The following is a 24,195-nucleotide window of genomic DNA, read 5'->3' as shown; positions in this document are numbered from 1 at the left end:
AGAAAATATTACTGCAATAATTGCGAAATATTACAATCCATATATTCCAAATCAATACGGTGTAGGTCATATGAACTAATAAAATGTAGTTATAATCACACTGAACTGTACAACTGCCTCATAAAATCCCACGACTTCGTAGATATCCAACTAGATCATACGACCCTATTATATATCAGGCTGAAAATTTTACCATGATAATAATTAAAATTTGTACAGAGCTCCTGTAGAAAGCTGAATAGGATCGCATACATGCTGCTTGCTGCAGATTCCCCCCTATTTAAGTTATCGGTCTTTCTCATGCAAAAAAAGAGGGTGACATCGTTCTGTTCCAGAACGTTATCACCCTCATCTTTTGTCTGACATACCTGCGATGGCGAAACAAGCTTCTAGCCTCCGCCATTCTTCAGCAGCTTATACCTTGCCGCGTATTTGCTTACACTTTGTACGAAGGTCGCATGAGACCAAGTAAGCGGCGCTACGGACAACGGCGACCCGTCGTACGGATTCAGCTGCTCGGGCAGGAGCCCGCTTTGCAGCGCATGGTCAACTACCCATTGCAGCGTCTGCTTCGGTCCCTCCAGATCTTCCAGCGTACGAGCAGAATCAATCTCGAAATTCGCTACCCATAGCGTACAAATGACCCATGGATTACCGGGCACCTTATCGATTTCCCCGGATTGCTGGAAATAATAATCATTCGTGTAACGGGCAATGCCGCCAATAGTTGTACGAATCTGTAATCCTTCTTTAATTGCCCTCATCGTCCGTATAACCCGTTCATCCTGCACAGGAAGTACGCCGAACTCCCAGATTCCGAATACGCTGCTCTCCAATGTCATATCCTTCACCCAGCTATTGTCCTTCTGAATCAGGCCGCGGGCAAACCTACCTGTTTCTTCATCCCACAAATGGGTCAATATCCCCTGTTTGATTGTGTCCGCCGTATTTCTGTAATGATCACTTCGCTCGTAATCGCCGAATAGCTCAGTGAAGAACGCTGCCGCCATTAAGCCTGCATACACAGAGGAGGCTGTATAGGTCCATATTCCATAACGTTCCTCCCAGAGATCATAGCTCGGCTTCGGCAGTGACAAGGATGGCTCCATATATTCACTTAAGAAGGAAGCCGCCTTGCGGATAAGGTTGCTATACAGCGATTGCGGCAGCTCAATAACTTGATTGCGTGAATAATCCTGCCATAGCGCGAACAGGACGAGTGCCGTTTCGTCCTCTTGAATCGGCAACCGTGTACTGCCATGCACAATATAAGGATGCCAGCTGGAGCCTACCGTTCCATCCGGATTATACTTGTGATACAAATATCCTTCTGGCGACAAAGCCTGCGCACAAAAGGTGAAGAATGGCGCAATAACGCTTTGGTATCCTGCCAGTGACATAGCTTCAGCGATTAACGCCCCGTCGCGCGGCCACATATAGCTGTAATGATCCCGGTTATATTGCAAAATATCCGTATCATTTGCCGCTAATATAGCCCCCCGCTCATCCACCTGCGTACGAACAAGCAGCAAGCTTTTCTTAAAGGTTCTTATAACCTCCTTCGGGAGGTCACCCAGATCATTCTCCGCCCTTTGCAGCCAATGCTTCCAATAAATCACGACGCGGCTAAGCAGCTTCTCTGGATGGTTGTCGAGAACGTATTGATTCAATTCCTTGACTTCTTCCAGATTTTTTCCTATCGACATCCAATAAAAGACTGTCTTCTCTCCATGGGGCGGAACGTTCGTACGGAAGCTGATCGTACTATCGACAGAGCCCTGCGCTATGGCATTTCCCATCAGCACACCATCCTCCGCGTCACGCCACGTGCCCTCAGCGGAATGAAACCGCTTGATCCCTGTGGAATATTGCATGATGCCGCCTTCATCCGTAGAACCGCTGAACATGAAATAATTCGAGCGCTTATAATGGAACAAGGTGTTGTTCTCCGGGTAGTAAGCGGCCGTATCGCCAACCTCTGAACCCTCAATCATCAGGTCCTGATGGAAAAATAATCTCGCTTCCCTAGGCTCATCACGAAGATTGCGAATGACCACACGCTTCAAATAAATGCATTCGCGTTGGTGGATTCCATCATTGATATGAAGCTCTACCTCTAGTCCCTCATGCCTAGCCACAATATTCGTTACGAGTGAGTCCTCCACATAATCAAGCTCAAATTTCCATTCGGGCTCATCCAGCCAAGAGAATCTCCCTCCGATCCAAATACCGAATCTGCAATAATGACCTCCTACATGATTTAACTGACCGACATAAGGATAATAGATGTCCCGAATATAACAATGCTGATCGAGATTGAGCAGAAGTTTACCATTGCCAATTACGAGGTGACGGGCCATAGCTCTTTCCCCTTTCGGTGAATCAGAAGTTGATCGTATAAAGCCAAATAAGCTTTGGCCGAACGGTTCCAGCTGTAATCTTCCTTAGCGCCATTAGCTATTATTTGTTTCCAGACAGCTTCATCCCTATAAAAGGAAAGAGCTCTGCGTACTGTATGCCAAAAGTCTTCTGCATTATAGTGGGTGAAGCTAAAGCCATTGCCTTCTCCAGTATATTCATTATAGGACGAAACGGTATCCTTCAATCCTCCTGTTTCCCGAACAATCGGAACAGTACGGTAGCGCAGTGCTAATAACTGGCTTAGCCCGCAGGGCTCGAAACGTGAAGGCATCAATAGCATATCTGATCCCGCATAAATCAGGCGGGCCAAGCTGTCATTATATCCAAGCCACACAGCAGCTTTGCTCGGATAACGAGCTACAGCCTCATTCATGAGCTGCTCATAATGAGCCTCTCCCGCTCCCAATACAACTAACTGCATATCCTCCTGCATGAGCAGCTCCAGCTTATTCGCAATAAGATCGAAGCCCTTTTGCTCAACCAGTCGAGATACGACCCCAATCAACGGAATTTCTTCTGATAAAGGAAGACCAAGCTGGCGCTGCAGCTCCACTTTATTTTTCCTTTTGCGGCTGATCGAACCGCGATAAGGCGTATGAAGCGCTGAATCATTCATCGGATCATACAGCTCTTCATCTATCCCGTTCACGATGCCGACCAAATCCCCCGAACGATAGCGAAGCAGCTCGTCCAGCCGTTCCCCATGCTCCCACCCTTGTATCTCTTGCGCATAAGTCTCACTAACTGTAGTCAGCTTGTCAGCGAAGAGAAGACCGCCCTTCATGCAGCTAGCCGCTCCATGAAATTCAAGCCCATCGTAGCCGAATCGCTCATCTCCTACCCCTAACAAATCCTTCATAAGCTCGATGCCGAACAGCCCCTGATACTTCAGGTTATGAATCGTGAATACCGATTTCACACCAGACCATGCAGAATCACTCGCATATCTTGTCTTCAATAGGAACGGAATCAATGCTGTCTGCCAATCGTGGCAATGAACAATGTCGAGCTCAAAGCCCAAATATCGGGCCGCCTCCATGACAGCGAAGCAGAAAAAAACAAAACGCTCTGCGTCGTCGCCGTATCCGTACAGCCCTCTTCTTTTGAAATAATGCTCGTTGTCTATTAAATAATAAACTACACCATCAATCTCGGCTTTGAACAAGCCGCAATATTGATTGCGCCAGCTGAAGGACACTGTGAATTCAGCAATTCTCTCGAATTGATCGAGATAGGAGGAAGGAATTTCTTCATATTTCGGCAATATGACTCTCGTATCTGCTTGGCGAAGACGCAAGGCTTTGGGCAGCGCACCTGCTACATCAGCCAGACCGCCCGTTTTTGCCAAAGGCACCGCTTCGGAAGTCGCGAACAAAATATTCATTGGATTCCCACCTATTCCAATCTTCATTAATCAAATGAGCTTGCGCTTAGCCGCCAAAAACGGATTATCCAACGATCCGCGAATGTCCCGATCACATTGAACGCGAACATCTTTATCCAGAATGCTATATTGAATCAGGCTGTTTTCGCCAATCTCGCCATTCTGCATAATAATGCTGTTGCGAACAACTGCCCCTTTATGAATGTGAACCCCTCGGAAAATAATGCTGTTCTCCACCGTTCCTTCAATCCGGCAGCCATTGGCTATAAGCGAATTGTTCACTTTGGACTTGCCATAATAACGCGCAGGCGGCTCATCCTTGCCTTTGGTAAATACGGTTCCCGGCTGAAAGAATAGCTCCTTCCATACCTCCGGGCGCAGCAGGCTCATATTGTTCTGATAATAACTGGCGATAGTGTTCACGACACCCAGATAGCCTTCGAACAAGTAACCATATATTCGCAGCTTATCAATACGGGAAAAGATCGCATGACGGACCAAGTGATCCTGCCCTTGGGCAAGCGATGTCTCTACCAATTCCATTAGCAGATCCTTTTTCATAATATACATTTCCATAGAGGTTACATCGCTCAGCATACGGCCGTAATGGTCTTGTATAGCAGTTATACGGCCATCCGTATTCATCTTCACCTTGCGGGCCTTGCCATGCTGCAGATCCGCATGCTCCTTGCATACAACAGTTATATCCGCTCCACGCTCCTCGTGATAAGCGATGATCGGCTGAAAGTCTATGTTGCATACCATATGGCTGCGGGTAATCACAACGTACTCCAGCGTAGAGCGATTGAAATAATCACGATGCTGGTAGAAATGATAAAGATCGCCGCGGCTTATTTCTTGAATATCATCGGTAGCAGGCGGGAGCAAGAATAGGCCGCTTTGCCGATTATTCAAATCCCAATGATTGCCTGCACCCACGTGATCCATTAAGGAACGGTATTTGGTATGTGCGAATACCGCCACTTTATTAATTCCTGAATTGACCATATTCGATAGGACGAAATCAATCAATCGGTACCGTGCACCGAAGGGAACCGTTGCCAAGCACCTGCTCTGGGTTAACAGCTCGAGCTCATCCGTCTCATGAATTAAGTTAATGACGCCCATAATCTTGTGCTTCATGGCAATTCCACCTCCTGCAGCATTTCAACATTGCCAATATGCTCGCCCACGGCAACGACGGTGATAACATCCTCATCCGGATGACCGATCATAACCCCGTCCTCAATAACGGCTCCCTCTCCTATAATCGCGCGATAAATACGCGTGCCCTCCCCAACTCTCACATTAGGCATGATGATAGATTCACAAATTTGGCTGCCTTTGCCTGAGTGCACGCCATAGAACAATACCGAACGTTCTACTGTTCCTTCCACTACGCAGCCTTCTGTTATCATTGAAGAAGAGACGTCCGCTGAAGGAGAAATATATTGTGCTGGGCGATTAGGACTGACGGAATAGATTCTCCAATCCTGATCTGCCAAATCTAGCAGTGGCTCATCAGCAAGCAAATCCATATTAGCTTCCCATAGGCTCTCGATTGTGCCAACATCCTTCCAATAGCCATGGAAGGAATATGCGCTTATATGCAAACCATCCCTCATCATCGCAGGGATGACATCTTTGCCAAAGTCATGGCTGGAATTACGACTCGCTTCATCATAGGTCAAATAGCTTTGCAGAATAGACCAGTTGAATATATAGACACCCATCGAAGCAATATTGCTGGATGGCGTCTTCGGCTTTTCCTCGAAAGCAGTGACGCGGTCCTCGTCGTCGACATGCATCACGCCGAATCGGCTTGCCTCTTTCCAGTCTACCTCGATACCGGCGATTGTGACGTCCGCACCGCTCTTCTTATGATGCTGAAGCATCAAATCATAGTTCATTTTATAAATATGATCACCGGAAATAATGAGCACATAGCTCGGATTATACCGTTCTATGAACGCCATATTCTGAAAGATGGCATTGGCGGTCCCTTTATACCATACGCCCCCCTTTTGTTTCACATAAGGCGGCAATATGGCCATTCCTCCATCTTTTCGGTCGAGCCCCCATGGGGTACCGATTCCTAGATAACGATTCAATTCAAGCGGCTGATATTGGGTCAGAACACCTACCGTGTCAATGCCGGAATGCGCGCAGTTACTCAAAGTGAAATCGATAATACGATATTTCCCACCGAAGTAGACGGCCGGCTTAGCCAAATCTTTCGTTAATACACCAAGCCGTTTGCCTTCACCCCCAGCAAGCAGCATAGCGATCATTTCTTTTTGGCCCATGGACACCAACTCCTTCTTATTGTGTGTCCCCCTGGTCATAGGTGAGAAGCAGGAAGGCTAGCGGGGGGAGATGTAGCTCGATGCTTTGATCGTAACCGTGCCAAGCGATACTCTCGCTGGCTGCGTACAGAATAGGCTGTACGCCAGTGCCTCCGAAGCGTACTTCGTTGCTATTTACTACAGGACGGTAGACCCCAGACTCTGGCACTCCGATCCGATAACAGGAATAATCGTTTCGGGAGAAGTTGGCTATAATAACAGATAAGCCATTTTTACCATAACGAATAAAAGATATGATAGATTGCTCGGCATTATGAACATCAATCCATTGAAATCCGGAATGATCACAATCTTTTTCCCAAAGGGATGGTTCCAGCTTGTATATATGATTGAGAGATTTCACATAACTTTGCATTTTGCGGTGGAGCTCATAGTCCAGCAGCATCCAATCAAGAGGGTCCCTGTCCTTCCATTCATCGAATTGCCCCCATTCACTGCCCATGAACAGCAGCTTTTTGCCTGGATGGGTCATCCAATACCCATACAACAGCCGAAGCTGTGCGAATTTCTCTTCGTATGTTCCAGGCATTTTGTTCAGAAGAGATCGTTTGCCATGGACAACCTCATCATGTGAGAGCGGCAATATATAGTTTTCTGAGAAAGCATACAATAATGAGAACGTAATTAAGTGGTGGTGGTGTGAGCGGTCAGCCGGGTCAATAGACATATAGCGAAGCATGTCATTCATCCAGCCCATATTCCATTTGTAATTGAATCCTAGCCCGCCCAAGTATGTAGGAGAGGTAACTGCGGGCCATGCAGAAGAATCTTCAGCAAGCATCAACGTATAGGGGAAGTAATGAAAAATCTGTTCATTCAGTCGTTTCAAAAACGAAAGTGCATCTAAATTATCAACTCCACCGAACTGATTCCAGGTGAACCTATCTGGCGGCTTATCCATATGGAGGTTAATCATACTTGCAACTGCATCTACCCGTAAGCCATCTATATGGAACATGTCCATCCAATAGATCGCATTGGAGATCAGGAAGCTGATCACTTCGCTGCGACTGAAGTCGAATGCCAAAGTGCCCCATAAAGGCTTTTCTGCAAGCTTATCGTCCGTTCCCTCGTAGATTGGAGTCCCATCGAATAGTCTAAGCCCATGATCATCCTTGCAAAAATGCCCCGGTACCCAATCCAAAATAACACCCAGCCCGCTCTGGTGGCAGCAATTCACAAAATGCATCAGCTGCATCGGACTGCCGTATCGACTGGACGGCGCATAGAAGCCTGTAATTTGATAGCCCCAGGATTGATCGAAGGGATGCTCCGATAAGGGCATTAACTCAATATGGGTATAGCCCATATTGACGGCGTAAGGAATAAGCTCGGAAGCAAGCTCTTCATATGTTAAAAACTGCTCCTTGCCCTTCATGCGCCATGAGCCCGCATGCACCTCATAGATTAGCAGAGGATTCGCATAGCTGGGCTTGTCTTCCTTCAGCTTCATCCATTGCTCGTCTTGCCATGGAAAGTCGCCTAGCTGTGCTACAACAGATGCAGTACGAGGACGTCTTTCCGCTAGAGTTGCATATGGATCTGCCTTGAGCAGCTTCGAGCCTGCTCTTGTATGTATTTCATACTTGTATGCGGTTCCTTCTCCGATGTGAGGAACAAATAACACCCATACACCTGTAGATCCTACAAGTTCCATTGGATGCTCTGAACCATTCCAATCATTAAAGCTGCCCACCAGACAGACCTGAGCAGCATGTGGAGCCCATACAGCAAATCTGACACCTGCTGCTCGATCCCATTCCATTAGATGAGCTCCCATAAATCTATAGCTGTGATAGGAGCTTCCCTCATTAAACAAATACAAATCAGACAGCGATAACCCGTACGGCACCGTTTGCATCAACGTAGAGGTTCACCCCGCTCAGTTGGATTTGTATAGCCCTTCATAAATCATTAAGTATCCATATTATACATCTTTTAATTCATAATTACACTTCATCTCCATTAGCTGCCGAATGCTTGTACGCAACGCGTGATATATAATAATGCTTGTCACAATAACCTCTCGTTACAGCCTCTCGCTTGCAATTGATCCATTTGCATGCAATCACTTTCTTCGTACGAGTAGGCTTAACGATCAGAGGATCGCCGTGACGCAATAATCTCTGATGATGCATAGCGCATAAATTTCTAGCTTTTACTGGTTTCTCGCAAGCCTCGATACAGCATACTTTCATGATGTCTATTTCCCCCTGGATATGTACCCTGCTACTATCCCATTCATATTAAAGGGAATGACCTAGATTATAAAGCTCCTAAAAACTTGAATACAGTCGCTTAGGGCTACAGATTGTACTTTTACCAAGTCCTACATGCCTCTGTTGCTCCTAAGTTTAATTAATTAAACTTAATTCTGATGTTAATTTATACAGCTTGTGTCCGCACCCGCTTATCTCTTATACTCGGGTTGAAGCAAACACCAAGACTCGACCATAGGAGGTCCTCTTTCATTGCAAGTGTTTCATACGATATTTCAAATTTTCGACCAACCGATGGTTCTCGTTCATATAAGGCAAGACGTGGCTTATATTCAGGAAGCGAATCTCGCTTTCAGCCGATTAACCGGAATCACTAATGAACAGCTGCTAGGCATGCCTTTAGCCGACAGGGTTGCCAATGTCGCTCTCCATCCAAGCCCCAGCAATTATAAGAAAGAAACCTATATTCTGACGAAGCGGCTTCGCCGCACTCCCGTTCGAATGGAATACAGGACGCTGGATATGACCGATCATCTATCACTCCTTATCTTAGAGGATTTGAGCGCACAATATTGGATTGAAGAGCAATCCAGCCACAATAAGGTACTTCTCAGCGGCGTAGTAGACCATAAGAACCACATTCGATTTCTTCGGGAGTTCTCTGCACCGCAGCTGTTCATCCCCGAGAATCGTCTGGAAGACGAAACGTTCTTGCAGTTCATAACAGAATCCGAGTACGTTCGAATAAGCGAGATGATCTCCACATCCGGAAAAATTAAAAAGATGCATCATATTACCGTATATACGAATAAGCTGAGCGGCGTTGAATTGGAGCTTACCTTAACCTTAATGCCGCTATTTGATGGCTTCGGTGATATCAAGGAGCATGCTTTTATTATATGGGACTTGAATCCATTGAATGACACTGTAGATTCCTCTATGCTGCTCAAAATTTGGATGGCCAAACGTGATATCAGCCCTAGCCACCTTGCTGCCGCCACTAACATTTCACTTCAAACAATATCGAAGCTGCGCAATGGCAAAATACAAAAGCCCCAAAGGCTAACAGCTGAGCTGATAGCCTCGGAGCTTGGGGTAGAGGTTAGTACAATTTGGCCCGAAGTGCGCAAATAGTACAGGCTTGAATATTTATAAATGGCTTCGTGAAGGAGTCGGCAAGAACATCGTCGGCTGCCCTATGTAATACAAGTACAAATCATGCATTGCACGGGTACATGCCGTATAGAACAGCTTGCGCTCACTCTCTTTGTTATATACACTGCTGGATGCGTTATGAATGATAACTGCATCGAACTCAACCCCCTTCGCCAAATAAGAAGGAATGACAACCGTGCCCTTCTCGAAGGTCACGGTTTCTTTTGCAATCAGCTTGATCTGCGGTTGAGTCACTTTCAGCGCTTGATACATACGTGTGCTCTCTTCTGCTGTTTTGCATATGAGGGCTATAGATTGCGAGCCTTCCGCTTGCAGCTCTGCTATACGCTGGGCTATGCTGCCAAGCAGTTCTTCTTCATCCTTGACCTGTATAACCGCCGGCTCATCCCCTATGCGATTAAACGGCACAATTCGATTGCCGCCTTCTATCATTCGGCTTGTGAATTCGACAATTTGCCGTGTAGAACGATAGCTCCGAAGCAGCTCTATTGTGACTGTCTCTTCACCGCTGTACAATGCAGAGAGCGGCTCGAAGCCATTGCCGAGAAGTGCATGTGCGAAGATCGATTGATTCAAGTCCCCTAGTGCAGTCATCTTGGCTCGTGGAAAAATCCGCTTCAAGTAATGGAATTGAAAAGCTGAATAATCCTGCGCTTCATCAATAAATAAATGCCGAACAGAAGTATTCGTTTGAAACCCTTCTATTAATGCTTTCATATACAAATAAGGCGTTGCGTCCTCATAGAAAAGCTCTTTGCTGTCAAGTCTCTCCGTCGTTATTCGGCAAATATCGCTCCACTGCTCAGCCATTTCTGCCAACCATCCCTTGCCTTCCTCCTGAGTAAAAATAGCACGGTACATCGCAGGAGAGTCCAGAAAACGAAGTCCTTTCACTCTGCTTCGCAATCTTTTGAACCGTTCCTGAACAATTTTTGCAGCAAGCATTTCCTTCTCGCGGTCGAAATCATCGAAGGAATCAGCCGTATAACGCTCTTTGCGAAGAAGCTCATCGAATACTTGAACATAAGTTTCGTTGCTCATGAGCTCCATCTCGTCTTCAACCCACTGCTTGCCGCGCTCCTCTTTACTAAGGCGAGAGAGCTCCTTAAGAAGCCCTTCTGCCAGCATCTTCACTCGGTTCGGTATGGAATAGCTGCGGTTAAGCGCATAAAAGGCCTGCTGCATCCATTCGGCAGAGATCAGCGTTCTGCCGCGGAATTTAATTGCTTTGAATTTCATTCCCTCTTCCCCTAGGGAAGCTGTGTACTGCTCGATTACTCTCATAAAGGCTATCCCTGATTTGAAGCGGATGGCTGCCATTCTGGCCTCGTAATCAGGCTCATCAATTGCACCTAATGTATATTCCATCTGGGCAAAGGGGTCCTCCAGCGTAAAGGTGTCGCCTAGCCGATGCTCTACATACTGTTGGTACGTCGTTTGCTGCATGTTCTGTTCACCCAGTTCAGGCAGCACGGTTGAGATATAACTATTGAACATCGGATTCGGAGAGAATAGAACGATCTGATCGGCATGCAGCGTATCGCGATAGCGATAGAGCAAATAAGCAACACGCTGCAAGGCGGCAGATGTCTTACCGCTTCCAGCCGCTCCTTGTACAATGAGCAGCTTGGCGCGTTCATTCCGAATGATATGATTCTGCTCCCGTTGAATTGTCGCTACAATACTTTTCATCTGAGCATCCGACTGCTTGCCCAGCACCTCCTGAAGCAGCTCATCCCCAATAATGACGCCCGTATCGAACATACTTGTAATTTGGCGCTGGCGAATAATGTACTGCCGCTTCAAGGTCATTTCCCCGGTTATCGTTCCTGAAGGCGTCTCATATTCGGCCGGTCCCGGCGAATAATCATAATAAAGGCTTGAGACTGGTGCTCGCCAGTCATAGATCAAATAATTCGTTCCTGATTCATCTAGAAGCGAGCCTATTCCCAGATAGATCGGCTCACCGGTTCCGGTCCCTTGCTCATCTTCATCCATGGAGAAATCAATGCGCCCAAAATAAGGGTTCTGCTCCAGCTTCAGCAATAGCTTGAGCTGCTGCTTAGCTTGATTATGCCGATGCTCTCGCTGCGCAAGAACCTCTGCTTGCTGCTTCATGCTTGCCGCTGTCTCGGCTGCTTCGGCTGCATCCTCAAAATTCACGGTAACGTCATCCCAAAAGTTTTTGCGTATATCAACAATATCCATTCTCATGTTATTGGTGTCATCCTGCAACTCATCCAATTGCTTGCTGATCCATGCGGTTACTCGATCCACACGTTGTTGTTCTTCTATTCTTTCCTCTTGTACTCTCTGCTCGTCCTGCATTAGCTCCGCTCCTCCCAAGCCTTATGGCTTCGCCAATAGTTCCTTTTGTTCAAAAGTTGTTTTCCCATTGTAGCACCGTCTGCCTGTCAATGAAAAGAATACAATTAAGCATTACCCTATTGCTCACTCTCTGAAGAGCGATTATAATGACAAAGGCAGAATTTCAGCAATATGACACAGGCGATGCTGCCCTTGCAGTATGCCGCGGTTCGAGAACTCCCGCGTTATCAAAACTAGGAGGTTGTATTTATATGTTCAATTTGTGGCTCGGCGCGCTATTCATGCTCGTCCACTTCGCTCTGTTCCTGCTTGCTTATCGAATGTTCGGAAAGATAGGCATCTACGCATGGATTGGTATGGCAACCGTTATCGCTAATGTACAAGTGGTCAAGACCGTAGATCTGACGCTTGGCATTGTCATTACACTTGGCAATACGATGTATGGCACCATCTATCTGGCTTCCGATCTTCTCAACGAGAAGTACGGCGAGAAAGCTGCTAAGAAAGCAGTATGGTTCGGCTTTTTCACGCTTATCGCTTCAACGATTATTATGCAGATGGCTCTGCTATTCCATCCATTTGATTCAGAGCTTTCGCTCAGCACCCAACAAGCCTTGACTACGATATTCGGTTTGCTGCCGCGAATCTCACTCGCCAGCTTATGCGCCTATTTCGTTAGCCAATTCCTTGATGTCAAGCTTTACTCCTGGTTGAAGCGGGCCTACCCGGCACCTAATCAGCTCTGGATACGCAACAATGGCAGCACAGCAATAAGCCAGCTTGTTGATACCTTTATTTTCTGCACGATCGCATTCGCTGGACGTGAAGAAGGAAGCGTGTGGCTATCTATTTTCTTATCCACCTACATCATTAAGTTCCTCGTGTCGATTTGCTCGACGCCGTTCTTATATGCAGCAAGAAATTTTCAGCATAAGGAAGACTGAAGCAAGCCAGACTACTAACTATACAAAAGGGATTCCCTTCTGCCGGGAATCCCTTTTGTTATTCAGTAAACCCAATGTCATCAAGCATGATCTGCTGAGGCCCGCCGCCAAAGTGGAAAGTGATCTCACTCACGTCAGACAGCGACCATTGTTTGTTTTTTTCTGTGAAGGCAGACATAGGAAGGCGATAAGTCTGAAATGCAGCTTCCGTTGCTTCTTTGAATTTGCCATCCTTTATTCGTTTCTCCAGCCAAGGCATAACTGTGAACGTCGTATGGAACGGCTTAGGAACGATCTTAAAACGCTCTAGCGGCAATCTAACACTTGCTCCTGAGCTTGTTTTCATTTCGATATCCACTTCTGGGGACTGTAGGAAAGCGGACTTCTTCCCCTTCATATTGGCCATCGCGAAGGTAAAGACTTCTTTTCCTTTGGACGCAGCTAAGGACCAATAATCATCTGGCAGCGTCAAGGTATAGGCTGCGTTATTCTGCCATTGCAGAATAGCCCCCTTTGTGCCTTTGCTGCGATTATCTCGATCGATCGCTTCCTTCTCTTCCCAATTGATCATACCTGCAGCCTGCAGTTTTCCTCCACGCGGCAGAGTTACTTTATTGCTGTCTTCTTCGTAGCGGGCAACCGCCCTGAAGCTTGCGTCCTCATATCTGCTTACATAATCAGTGGAGTCAGGCAGCCACGCGGCACCCTTGCGATAATCCTGAAATAACGGAACATAACCCTTAGCACCATGCAAGGTTGCCTCAAGGAAGGCCGATATATACACTTTAGCGACTTGGCGCTGCTCAGTTCCCTCCATAATTCCTTCACGATTCAAAAACAACCCGCCAGGCAAACGTTCATCCATCTTGCCCCAATCGGTATTGAAGCGGCTATGGTTCGCATCTGACATATACAAGGAAGCTTTGAACAAGTCTGAGCCCGCCGTAAAGCCAGTCCGAATATATTGGCGCTCCCCATAAAAGCTGTTCACATCCGCATCACGCGCACCTTGAAGCGTCAAATAATTAACATTGGTGAGCCGTGCCCCATGATCTTCTATTTTCTTATCAGTAGGCGCTAAAGCGATTACCGATTTAATATTCACTTCCTGGAGGCTTGCTAACGTCTTGTCGGCCTTAAACCATTTGTCGGCATCTGCTGCCATCGCTACAGCCTGTCCCCCTCGAGAATGGCCAATCAAGGCGACGTTAGACATATCAATACGGTTATACATCGCGCTGTCCGATAGTTGATTAAAGATTTGAATTTGCTGCAAATGCTTAAGAAGAAGCCAAGCTCTTACTTTGAAATCTTGTTTCGGGATATCCGACCAAACCGAATAATTCATGAAGTTCTGGTCAACGGATACCGCAACAAACCCGCGGCTTGCCAATAGCTCTCCCAAATAAGCATATCCTCCATCCGAGAAATCCTCCATAAGGTGATTGCCATGGACAATTAGAACGAGCGGGAATGGCCCCACTCCATCTGGCATCCATACTCTGCCGTTAAGCGGCAGTTCATCGGGCTCGAAGCCCCAGAACAGCTTTTTGAGCCATGGCCATTTGGTCACATAAGAAGAGGCATCCACCGATGTGGAGACCAGTTCCACCTGCTTGGAGAATAGCTCGCGATGCAGATCCTTCCCGCTTCCATAAGAGAAATACTGGTAGCTATAGTTTCCCGGCTCTGCCGGATTAATCTCAGTCAAAGCCTCCACCGAATCAATATCCATATTTATAGCAGGAACCGTCCTATCGTCCTCCAGATGGGGAGGCTTCAAAACCGCAATAACTAGTACCGCTGCAGTTCCTGCAATAAGCAGCAGCTTAACGGCTTTGCCAAGATGAAGCTGCCAGAGCAAGCCTGTGAGCAAGCCTAAGCCTGCCCCTACTGCTGCATACAAGGTACCTATAAGAATCGAAACCCATAATCCAAACTCGGTTAAATAAAAGACCAGAAAAACCTCTGCACTGACATATAGAAGCAAACCAGCCCATTTTCTTGGGACAGGCACACACATAAGGCTAAGAAGAATAGAAAGCAACTGTGACACCAGCAGCATACCTGCTCCGTTAATCGCTACGAAGGCGAGTGCATCTACAATCGTACCGAGACCTGTTGGCATGCCAATAGCAGCGATGGCCATTGCGGTAGAGCCAAATACAAATAAGCCGCCAGAAGAAGCTCTCCAGATCGGAGAATCATATTGATGCCTCAGCCTGATTCTCTCGCTCAGCCATGCGACGAAGCGAGCTGCTCTTGACGGTTTATAAGCTACTTCCATTCGGGTTCCTCATTCTTCACGAACAGCCAATTGCGTCCTTCACGCCGCTCAATCTCTACTGGAACATCGAAGAAGCGACTCATCGTATCAGAAGTAAGCACCTGATGCGTGGCACCCGCCTCAAACACCTGCCCCTCCTTTATAAGCAGCGTATGACTGAAGCATGGCAGTATCTCTTCCACGTGATGAGTCACATAAATAATCGTCGGAGCCTCCGGCTGGGAAGCTACTTTGTTAATCATGGCAAGCAGCTGCTCTCTTGCAAAAACATCAAGGCCTGTACAAGGCTCATCCAATATAAGAAGCTGAGGAGATGCCATTAGGGCACGAGCGATTAAGATGCGCTGCCTTTCTCCTTGCGATAAGGTATCATAAGTTCGCTGTGCTAGCGAGGCACATCCCAGATCCGTCATTAGCGACAACGCTTGCTCTTCATCGCCTTCATCTGTCTGATCGTATAAGCCGATCGTCGCAAATTTGCCGCTGAGCACGATGCGCAGCGCTGTTTCACTGCCATACAGCTTTTGCTGAAGTGATGTGCTTACCCAGCCTATTCGTTTACGGAGTACGCGCAGATCGAATTCGCCAAACGTTTTCCCTAATACGGCTACTTGTCCTTGTGAAGGCCATATATAACCATTGATCATATTTAACAGCGTCGTTTTTCCTGATCCGTTCAGCCCTAGCAAGCACCAATGCTCACCCGGATTTACCTGCCAATTAATATGATTTAAGATAAGTTTATCATTGCGTTCCCAATCTGCATTTCGAATATCAATAATCATTTGCTTATTCCCCCTATACGTATTAAATTATAGGTAAATTATCGTACAGGTTCAAATTTTTTTATAGGAAAATAGCTATCATCCTTGGTAAAAGAGCATTCTGCTCGCGAACATGTTACAATTAGAACGCTTGACCCAGATAAGATAGGAGTGGGATTAACAATGAAGCAAGAGCAATTAAAGCAATGGGCGCATTTTTTCTTAACTTATAAATTCGCATTGGACGAGGTTGAAACGAAGCTGAATATTCTGAATGAAGAATTCCAGTTCATACATGATTACAATCCGATTGAGCATGTGAAGACCCGTATCAAAACGCCAGAGAGCGTGATGCAAAAGCTTAGGCGCAAGGATCTCGATATTACGTTAGACAATGCTAAGGATCATATACGTGATATCGCTGGCGTACGGGTAATTTGCTCTTTCTCAACAGATATTTATCAAATTCTTCGAATGATTAGAGAACAAACCGACGTTAAAGTTATCGAGGTAAGAGATTATGTACAGAATCCGAAGCCTAACGGATACAAGAGTGTTCACTTAATCATTGAAATTCCTGTGTTCCTCACGAATCGAGTAGAAAATGTCCTAGTCGAGATTCAGATTCGAACGAGTGCTATGGATTTCTGGGCGAGCCTTGAGCATAAAATTTTCTACAAATACAATCAGGATATTCCAGTAGAAATCCAGCAGCAGTTGAAAGAATCCGCCGATATGATCAGCTCGCTGGATAAACGGATGCTCGCTCTTAACGAGGCCGTTCAGGAGCATCTTGCTATTGCCGCAGAATAACCAAGCAACAAAAAAAGGAAGAGCCTTTGCTCCTCCTTTTTTTGTATGCAAATATCAGGTTACCGCATAATAAAAAGGAACTACAACCAAAGAAAGCAGAACAGCGATTAAACCAACAGCCATTGCCCAGCCTCCAAGAGCTCGTGCTCCTTGACGGTAAGCAATAAAGCCAATTACAGCGGATGTTGCCCCAAGCAGGACTGGCCATAGAAACCAGGATGCGGCGGCAAATATGAGGGCTACCCAGCCAAGTGCTGTTCCTCCCGCTTCATCTTCTCTAATCGCCTCGGTCCGCTCCTTCCGTGGAACATAGGAGACAGGAGCCTTTGCTGTAAACTCGGCGGCCATTTCTTCATTGAGGTCCCGATTCATATCTGGCATCGCATTCGGGGCTGCGACCGTATAACTTGGAAAATCATCTTTATTACGCTCTTCATTGTGATCTTCAACGCGATCCATCCCCATCACTCCTTAGGCTTAAAAGTGTGGCAGCAGGTAGCGGATGATTTTTCAGCTTCATCTTGGTGAAGCTGCCCGAACTCTTCTGCAGCAAACTCTGCATCGAAGCTCGCGTGGCGGTCAATATCAATGGAAATAACTTCAGCGTTGCAATGATTGCCTTCCTTCCAGAATGAACAATTAGCTACACTACAGGATACGCCTTTCGGCATACAAAATCACCTCCGTTATCAAGTTTCCCTGACCGGAGGTGATTCATGCCTTCCTTATTTTTGCCCCTGCATGCGGCGCTGTGTCATGTAGTCATTCTCATAGTAAGCAAGCTCATCCCGAAGCTCTTCGAAAATTTTCGATAAAGAAAGAACAATAACTCTTGCTTCACGTACAGGCTTAAAACGGAAACGAATCGCATCTTGTCCTGTATAAGCGTAACGGCCGTCTTCGGAATAACATTCATTCTTCGGATAGAAATACGCATTCACACATTGATGATATACCTCATACAAGACGCGCTCTGCAAAATCATTATCAAAATTGGGCCTTCTGAGCAGTACTCCCAGCTTCTCAACCGAGACTTCAGAAAAGACCAACAGATGTCTTAAGTCAGACAATAGGCCTTTATAAAACGCTTGTGCTTCTTCTCCGTCTTCCTCGCCGATTAACTGGCTTAACGAATAATCATTCAAAAATGGTTCTAATTGTTGAATTGCATCCTTTAACTTGTTACGTGTTGTCTCGCTAAGTGGTTTGACATTGGCTGATGGCATGGTAGTTCCCCTTTCTTCATCCACAACAAAAAAAACTCAGGCACCAACATAGTACCACATATTGCTGTCAGATGGTACTGTGATTCAGACAAACCTACCGCATATTTTGTGTTGTACAAAGTGAACCCTATAGTTAGATTGAACAATTATGCTAAGACAACACGGGAGGCTAAGGTTACATGAAAAAGAAGTGGATCGGCCTGTTTTCCATATTGGCCGTTACGGCGTTACTCGTCACTACTGCTCCGTTATTCCTTCCAGGACGCACGCCATCCTCACCATCTGTGCCATCTGCACCGCCATCAACAGCCCTCTCGGTCAAACACCATGAGAAGGCGCAAAAGCTTCAGACGCTAAACAAGGATATGAATGCAACCGCGCTGTTATGCAGCACCGAATGCTCCAAAGAATTTTACAAGCTCATGGCAAGCAGCGCGGATAACAAAGACAAGGCGGGCAAAATCAATCATATGATGGATATGCATAAGCATATGAGCTATATTAGCTGGATTGCCGGCTCTCGCCATATCGAACGCGGCACGTTGCCTAAATCCAACAATGATTCGGCAGCCACATACATGAAGACAGCCTCCGAGCATGTGCGCCAAGGCAAGAGGTATGAATCCAAGCCCTTCGTCAGTGATACGGGCAGCCGATATATTGTCTTGGGCGTTCCACATCCCAAGCATAAAGAAGTAGGAATCGTCGGAGTAATCAAGCAAGATATTGTCACTCAGATTGAGCGCCACCAAAAACGGAACCTTAGGCTCGTTCCCTATCCTTCTGAAGGCAATTATCGTATCGAATCCGTTCTTCCGAATACTGCGAAGGACATAACTGTGCGGAATGGAGAAGACAACGGCAATGCAAGCCATTACCATGTTCGCGACGTTGTCGTTCATTTTGCAGATAAGCTCTCTAATGAACAGCTCAATCAAATCAAGCAAACGATCAAAGCCTCTGAAATCCAGCAAATTGGAGATACGTATGTATTCCGGTCTGAGCATATGGATGCTGAGAAAATGATGTCCTATTTCAAGAAATCATGGAAGACTGAATACGTTGAGCCCCATTATCTCTATTTAACGAACGAAAGCACTGAAGATATCATCGTCCCTAACGATGCCCTATACTCCCAATACCAATGGAACCTGCCATCTATTGAGACTGAGAAGGGCTGGAGCGTGTCCAAAGGCAATGAGCAGGTTATCGTCGCTGTCTTAGATACTGGCGTCCAAATGAACCATCCCGACTTAAAGGGCAAGCTCACAAAAGGAACCAATATCGTTGCAAGCGGTGCTGATCCTGAGGATGATGTAGGACACGGCACACATGTTGCCGGAATTGTGGGCGCTACCGTTAATAACGGAGAAGGTGTAGCAGGCTTATCCTGGTATAACAAAATTATGCCTGTCAAAGTGCTCGACAGCAGCGGCGCAGGCTCAACCTATTCGGTTGCGCAGGGGATTATTTGGGCGACAGATCATGGCGCTAAGGTCATCAATATGAGCTTGGGCAATTATGCACAAGCTGATTTCCTCCATGATGCTATCAAATATGCTTATGACCATGATGTCGTGTTAATTGCCGCGAGCGGCAATGACAATACAGAGCGTCCCGGCTATCCGGCTGCTTATCCCGAAGTATTTGCTGTAGCGGCAACGGATTCCAGCAACAACAAGGCATCCTTTTCCAACTACGGCGACTACATTGATGTAGCTGCGCCGGGGGATAGCATTGCAAGCACATATCTCGACGGTCAATATGCTGCCTTATCCGGCACTTCAATGGCAAGTCCGCACGTAGCTGCATTAGCTGGGCTCATCCGCTCCGCCAATCCCGATCTAAACAATGAAGAAGTGATGGATATTATGCGGAATTCAACTATTGATCTGGGAGACAAAGGAAAAGATAATTCCTTCGGCTATGGCTTGATCGACGTTGATAAAGCGTTGAAGGCCTCGACCAGCTTCGGAGCCACCCTTCAGAACTACCCGAGTCAAGCCAAGCGACGCTTGGATGCGATAACTCAGAAGTACAGTAACAAATAAGCTTATTGTTGCTGCCGCTTCATATCCTGAACAGCCGGCACAACCTCCAATGTTAAAACAGACCAAGAACGGGATGGAGCAGAAGTACCTTCTGCTCCATCCCGTTTTTTATTTTAATCGCTGTACATGCTTAATAGTAGCTCATTTGCGATACTGCTATCGACTCACTCTTCTGTGAGGTTATCCTCATTCGGTCCACACGCTTTTCCTCACACTTATATATGATCCAACCTCATCGGTCCACACGCTTCGCATTCCATTTACTCAACTAACGATTCTTCGACTGCGAGCATACCGAAGCCTCACTCTTCTATGAGGTTAGCCTCATTCAAATTGCCTGCTTACCCTGCATCATCAGCATTCTATGAGGCTAGCCTCATAGCTCAGGAGGATAGCCTCCCCAGGTATGAGCTTTACCTCATACATTCCAGCTAAATTCACTTATCGCCTCAATTATAGGCGCTTTTCCTCACAGATCTTGTGAGCTTGCCTCATAGCTATCCCTCTCGACTAACTCCTCACTTGATAAGGCCAGCATGCAGCTTGCTCTTGCTCTTGCTCTTGCTCTTGCTCAATATTTAAATGAATGCACAATCAACTGTCAATTAATACTTTTCAACTCACCTTGTCTTTCACTGCTAACGCAAACAAAACTGTACCAAAATTAATTTACTGAAGGATTGTTGATCAAATACAAGAGTAAGAATCCTCTCTTTGCAATAATGAGTATCATACAGCCATTAACCCAGAAGTGAGGTTATTTTGTATGGTCTTCCAAAAAACAAGCCTAGAAGTCGCATGGCTTACACTCGGCCATAACCTCTTGAAAGAATATCCGTAAGACATAAAAACAAAGAAAGCTATGCAGGTATCGTCCTCCTTCATAGCTTTCTTCACAACAATAGTAAAATCATAAAAACAGGGCTGCCCCTAAGTAGAATAATCTACTTTCGGGACAGCCCCTTTTATTTGTGATCGTTGCGGAAAGTTTGCCTTAAGCCGGGTTCTGTACTTCCTGTGGTTCGAACGGGAACGACCCTCCCACTTACGAAGCGACAATCATCTATCTAGGCCGGCTATTACTAGACGGCTCCAGCAACCAACCCGAATGCGCCTCAGGCTAAGGCTGCAGCTCGAAGCTGCTGCATTCTCTCGGTCTTGCTCCAGATGGGGTTTACCAGGCATGCAGTCACCTGCACTCCTCGTGGTCTCTTACACCACGGTTCCACCCTTGCCTGTGCTGGCACGAGGCCAGCCATCGGCGGTCCATTTCTGTGGCACTAATCCTTCAGCTCGCGCTGACTGGACATTATCCAGCATCCTGCCTTTTGGAGCCCGGACTTTCCTCTCGCGGCAACAAGGCCGCCAGCGATTGTCTGTCAAACTTTCCGGTGCACGGATAAGTATACAAGGTATTGAGCAAAAGCTCAACCTATTTTGCTCAAGCTATACTATACAAATTGAAAAGGCTCTGTCGAAATACCAGAATAGACAGCTTTTGTATCATATTTCTTAACAAGAAGCTCTTTATTCAACCACTCAGCTACACGCGGCTTCATAATCTTCTCAACATTATGGCCCGGATCAATGATCGTTAAACCAGCAGCCAAGGCATCATGCGCAGTATGGTAATCAATATCGCCAGTTATAAGCACATCAGCTCCTGCGAACGAAGCATGCCGCACATATCGTGCGCCAGATCCCCCCAGCACTGCTGCCTTCTTGATCAGACGGCTCGGATCTCCTACTATGCGTAATACAGGTACCTCGAACACCTGCTTCACTTTCTCAGCAAGCTCTCCAAGCGTCATTTGCTCCTCCAGCTTGCCAACCCGGCCAAGACCGAATGATCGGCCCTTCAGGTCCATCGGATACAGATCATAGGCTACCTCCTCATAAGGATGAGCCTTCAGCATAGCCTGTACAACTCGGCGATGCACGCTATGGGGCACTACCGTTTCGATACGGATTTCTGCAGCCTTGGTCAGCTGCCCTGGAGCGCCTATAAAGGGCTCTGTATCTTCTCCTGGAAGAAAGGTGCCAGTACCTTCAATATTGAAGCTGCAATGGCTGTATTGGCCTATGGCACCTGCTCCTGCTTGGAATACCGCTTGCAGTACTTTCTCATGATGGTCCTCGGGCACGAAAACGACAAGTTTATAAAGCTTATCCGTATGGACCTCCTCTAAGCATTGTCTGGCTTCAGGCACAATCCCTACGAGATCCGCCATCCAATCATTAATGCCTCCATCAGCCACATCCAGATTCGTATGAGAAATATAAACTGCGATATTATTCTTAATCAGCTTCTCATATAGTTTGCCTGCTGGCGTTGACGTATCAAGCTTGGCTAGCGGGCGATAAATGATCGCATGATGCGCAATAATAAGCTCTGCTCCATCTGCGATTGCCTCATCCACGACCTCATCTGTCACATCAAGCGCGAGCAGCACCTTTGTTATCTGCTTGTTCAAGGTCCCCAGTTGAAGACCGATCTTATCATTCTCTACAGCATAATGCTTAGGCGCAAGCTGTTCCATCAATTGAACGACTGTATGTCCATTTGCAAACACCGAAGCACCTCCTCGATCGATTTGATTTCCAATTCGAAATCTTTCTTTTTCATCTCTGCTTCTGGCTGCTCAGATTGTGAGAGCTGGCCAACAATCCTGCTTAGCTTATCCAGCTCCTGCCGCCATTTCTTAATAAGAATGCCGCTTGGCTGGCGCAATAAATAAGGTCCCATTTGCAGCAATTTACCTGCCGCTATTTCCTCGCTCATCTCATTAACCGCTAAGAAGGAGCTGTCATACAATTGCTTATTCCGTATTGCGGCTTCCTCTGCTCCAAGCCAAGCTGCATGCAGCACCTCGTAGATTTTACCATCTTCCTCGATGATCGTCTCTGCTTGCAAATACCATCCATGGGCGATAAGCCAGCCCCGAACGATATCCTCGCCTACATTAGGCTGTAGTACCAGCTCTTTGATTCCTGCGAGCTTGCCTGCAGCAAAGCCCTCTTCAAGTATATCGGACATTAAACTGCCGCCCATACCTGCGATAGTTACGGTATCTGCCTCTCCTATCCCTAATACAGCAAGTCCATTGCCCCGGCGCACTTGGAGCTTCTCCAGCAGGCCGGCATCAGCTGTCTGCTTTCTAGCTGCTTCGTATGGGCCCTGATTGAGCTCACCAGCAATTCCTGAAGGCGAAATTCCAGATTGAATCAAATAGACAGGAAGCAAAGCATGATCCGAGCCAATATCAGCCACTCGATGGCCAGATGTAACATAATCCGCAATCGTTTGCAGACGTCTTGAAAGTTTCAACATTAAGCAACCCACGCTATCCATTTTTTTCGCATGAAGAACAGTAATCCGCCGCCAATTGCCATCTTGCATAGCAGCTGCAATTGCAGCATAACCGGTTCCTTCATAAATAACATTGCAAATAATTCTGGCATGAACCACACTAGCGCACACGTCACAAATAACACGGCAGACACCGGCTTCGACCAACGATGTATAAACCAGCTGCTCCAGCCAAACAGGCAAGAAACCGGCAGCCAATAGAGCTGAGATTCATACCAAGCTGGTGTATCTGTGAATTGTGCGATCAGCCATGCATACACCAATATGACCGCAATCCAACCGCATAAATGAAGAAGCTGAATACGAACAGCAATTCCATAAATAATCCAAAATATCGCACAAAAGCTTAGCAACGCCGTTTTCCAGCCCCATTGCTCCATACCATGCAGTTCGAGCATATACAGCCCTGCTCCTAACAACAGCAGCATCGCTGTGCCGGAAAGCGCTAATCCTGCGGCTTCATTCCGTCTCCGCAACCGCTGTCCAAGCCAGAGCAGAACGACAACTCCCGAAGCAGAAACCCCTATTTGCAATAGAGGATGAAAAGCGTTAAAATAAAGCACAACAAAGGAAATTAAGGTAAAAAACCCAAATGTAAGAAGCCATTGCCTGCCAGAAGCACGTTGTACAGCCGACACCGCTTTTCCAATACCATACGAGGTCTGGCGCTTTACATCCGGCTCCCGATCATGATCCGCATACAAGTTAAGCAGAAAATCACAGTATTGATCTGGAAGCAATCTACTTCTGCGCCAATGCTCAATTTCTTTGACAATTAATTGTCTGCGTTCTTCATTCATAGCGGTCGGTTTCCTTTCTTAACTTTGAAAAATGACCTTACTGCAC

At 46.6% G+C, this 24,195-nt stretch carries 19 protein-coding genes and 1 other RNA gene; 4 read left to right on the top strand and 16 right to left on the bottom strand.

Annotated elements, in window-relative coordinates; genetic code table 11:
* Window positions 1-389: 389 nt before the first annotated feature.
* The 6 genes from AC50YO_RS09585 to AC50YO_RS09560 all read right to left on the bottom strand — a co-directional run bounded on the left by AC50YO_RS09585 (window position 390) and on the right by AC50YO_RS09560 (window position 8,369).
* Window positions 390-2,360 carry a glycoside hydrolase family 15 protein gene (locus AC50YO_RS09585; RefSeq protein WP_494846550.1) on the bottom strand — a complete coding sequence of 657 codons (1,971 nt, stop codon included), beginning with the start codon at window positions 2,358-2,360 and terminating at the stop codon, window positions 390-392.
* Window positions 2,342-3,805, bottom strand: coding sequence for a glycogen synthase GlgA (glgA, locus tag AC50YO_RS09580; RefSeq protein ID WP_494846548.1), 1,464 nt, complete (start codon window positions 3,803-3,805; stop codon window positions 2,342-2,344). Before glgA ends, AC50YO_RS09585 begins: the two co-directional genes overlap by 19 nt.
* A 30-nt stretch (window positions 3,806-3,835) precedes the next feature.
* Complete coding sequence (gene glgD, locus AC50YO_RS09575; protein WP_494846546.1) at window positions 3,836-4,948, bottom strand: glucose-1-phosphate adenylyltransferase subunit GlgD; 1,113 nt, start codon at window positions 4,946-4,948, stop codon at window positions 3,836-3,838.
* Entirely contained in the window at window positions 4,945-6,111 is a 1,167-nt protein-coding gene (locus AC50YO_RS09570) for a glucose-1-phosphate adenylyltransferase (RefSeq protein ID WP_494846544.1), read from the bottom strand. Before AC50YO_RS09570 ends, glgD begins: the two co-directional genes overlap by 4 nt.
* A gap of 16 nt (window positions 6,112-6,127) precedes the next feature.
* On the bottom strand, window positions 6,128-8,032 hold the full coding sequence (gene glgB, locus AC50YO_RS09565; protein ID WP_494846965.1) for a 1,4-alpha-glucan branching protein GlgB: 1,905 nt from the start codon (window positions 8,030-8,032) through the stop codon (window positions 6,128-6,130).
* A gap of 88 nt (window positions 8,033-8,120) precedes the next feature.
* Complete coding sequence (locus AC50YO_RS09560) at window positions 8,121-8,369, bottom strand: hypothetical protein (protein ID WP_494846542.1); 249 nt, start codon at window positions 8,367-8,369, stop codon at window positions 8,121-8,123.
* 279 nt (window positions 8,370-8,648) lie between these two features.
* Between AC50YO_RS09560 and AC50YO_RS09555 the strand changes: the two genes are divergently transcribed.
* A complete protein-coding gene (locus AC50YO_RS09555) occupies window positions 8,649-9,524 on the top strand; it encodes a helix-turn-helix domain-containing protein (RefSeq protein ID WP_494846964.1) in 876 nt (291 codons plus the stop codon).
* A gap of 15 nt (window positions 9,525-9,539) precedes the next feature.
* On the opposite strand, the gene helD is transcribed toward AC50YO_RS09555, so the two are convergent.
* Window positions 9,540-11,894 carry an RNA polymerase recycling motor HelD gene (helD, locus tag AC50YO_RS09550; protein WP_494846540.1) on the bottom strand — a complete coding sequence of 785 codons (2,355 nt, stop codon included), beginning with the start codon at window positions 11,892-11,894 and terminating at the stop codon, window positions 9,540-9,542.
* A gap of 251 nt (window positions 11,895-12,145) precedes the next feature.
* On the opposite strand from helD, the gene AC50YO_RS09545 reads away from it, so the two are divergent.
* Window positions 12,146-12,838: a queuosine precursor transporter gene (locus tag AC50YO_RS09545; RefSeq protein ID WP_494846538.1), complete on the top strand. Its 693-nt coding sequence runs from the start codon at window positions 12,146-12,148 to the stop codon at window positions 12,836-12,838.
* Window positions 12,839-12,896: 58 nt separating this feature from the next.
* Here the strand turns inward: AC50YO_RS09545 and AC50YO_RS09540 are convergent, their stop codons facing one another.
* Together AC50YO_RS09540 and AC50YO_RS09535 are read right to left on the bottom strand one after the other, a co-directional pair.
* Window positions 12,897-15,125 (bottom strand): alpha/beta hydrolase family protein, encoded by a 2,229-nt coding sequence (locus tag AC50YO_RS09540; RefSeq protein WP_494846536.1) that lies wholly within the window; start codon window positions 15,123-15,125, stop codon window positions 12,897-12,899.
* Window positions 15,116-15,910: an ABC transporter ATP-binding protein gene (locus AC50YO_RS09535; protein WP_494846534.1), complete on the bottom strand. Its 795-nt coding sequence runs from the start codon at window positions 15,908-15,910 to the stop codon at window positions 15,116-15,118. The genes AC50YO_RS09540 and AC50YO_RS09535 overlap by 10 nt, the downstream gene beginning before the upstream one ends.
* A gap of 162 nt (window positions 15,911-16,072) precedes the next feature.
* On the opposite strand from AC50YO_RS09535, the gene AC50YO_RS09530 reads away from it, so the two are divergent.
* On the top strand, window positions 16,073-16,702 hold the full coding sequence (locus AC50YO_RS09530; RefSeq protein WP_494846532.1) for a GTP pyrophosphokinase: 630 nt from the start codon (window positions 16,073-16,075) through the stop codon (window positions 16,700-16,702).
* Window positions 16,703-16,756: 54 nt separating this feature from the next.
* On the opposite strand, the gene AC50YO_RS09525 is transcribed toward AC50YO_RS09530, so the two are convergent.
* Genes AC50YO_RS09525 through AC50YO_RS09515 form a run of 3 tightly spaced genes read right to left on the bottom strand, consistent with a single transcriptional unit; the run spans window position 16,757 to window position 17,928 of the window.
* Window positions 16,757-17,161: a DUF4190 domain-containing protein gene (locus AC50YO_RS09525; protein ID WP_494846530.1), complete on the bottom strand. Its 405-nt coding sequence runs from the start codon at window positions 17,159-17,161 to the stop codon at window positions 16,757-16,759.
* A 5-nt stretch (window positions 17,162-17,166) separates the two neighbouring features.
* Window positions 17,167-17,373 carry a DUF1540 domain-containing protein gene (locus tag AC50YO_RS09520; protein ID WP_494846528.1) on the bottom strand — a complete coding sequence of 69 codons (207 nt, stop codon included), beginning with the start codon at window positions 17,371-17,373 and terminating at the stop codon, window positions 17,167-17,169.
* A 54-nt stretch (window positions 17,374-17,427) separates the two neighbouring features.
* Window positions 17,428-17,928, bottom strand: coding sequence for a YpuI family protein (locus tag AC50YO_RS09515; RefSeq protein ID WP_494846524.1), 501 nt, complete (start codon window positions 17,926-17,928; stop codon window positions 17,428-17,430).
* Between the two features lie 179 nt (window positions 17,929-18,107).
* Here AC50YO_RS09515 and AC50YO_RS09510 point away from each other — a divergent pair, with 179 nt between their 5' ends.
* Complete coding sequence (locus AC50YO_RS09510; protein WP_494846522.1) at window positions 18,108-19,979, top strand: S8 family peptidase; 1,872 nt, start codon at window positions 18,108-18,110, stop codon at window positions 19,977-19,979.
* Window positions 19,980-20,959: 980 nt separating this feature from the next.
* Here AC50YO_RS09510 and rnpB read toward each other — a convergent pair.
* From rnpB to AC50YO_RS09490, 4 genes are all read right to left on the bottom strand, one after another.
* Window positions 20,960-21,367: RNase P RNA component class A (gene rnpB / locus AC50YO_RS09505), an RNA gene on the bottom strand.
* A 63-nt stretch (window positions 21,368-21,430) separates the two neighbouring features.
* Entirely contained in the window at window positions 21,431-22,552 is a 1,122-nt protein-coding gene (locus AC50YO_RS09500) for a Nif3-like dinuclear metal center hexameric protein (protein ID WP_494846520.1), read from the bottom strand.
* Window positions 22,519-23,310: a tRNA (adenine(22)-N(1))-methyltransferase gene (locus AC50YO_RS09495; protein WP_494846518.1), complete on the bottom strand. Its 792-nt coding sequence runs from the start codon at window positions 23,308-23,310 to the stop codon at window positions 22,519-22,521. Before AC50YO_RS09495 ends, AC50YO_RS09500 begins: the two co-directional genes overlap by 34 nt.
* Window positions 23,310-24,149 carry a hypothetical protein gene (locus AC50YO_RS09490; RefSeq protein ID WP_494846516.1) on the bottom strand — a complete coding sequence of 280 codons (840 nt, stop codon included), beginning with the start codon at window positions 24,147-24,149 and terminating at the stop codon, window positions 23,310-23,312. The genes AC50YO_RS09495 and AC50YO_RS09490 overlap by 1 nt, the downstream gene beginning before the upstream one ends.
* Window positions 24,150-24,195: the final 46 nt, after the last annotated feature.

The organism is Paenibacillus sp. J22P59 (assembly GCF_059383895.1).
The sequence above is the reverse complement of the archived record's forward strand: the minus strand, read 5'-3'. Positions and strand labels throughout refer to the sequence as shown.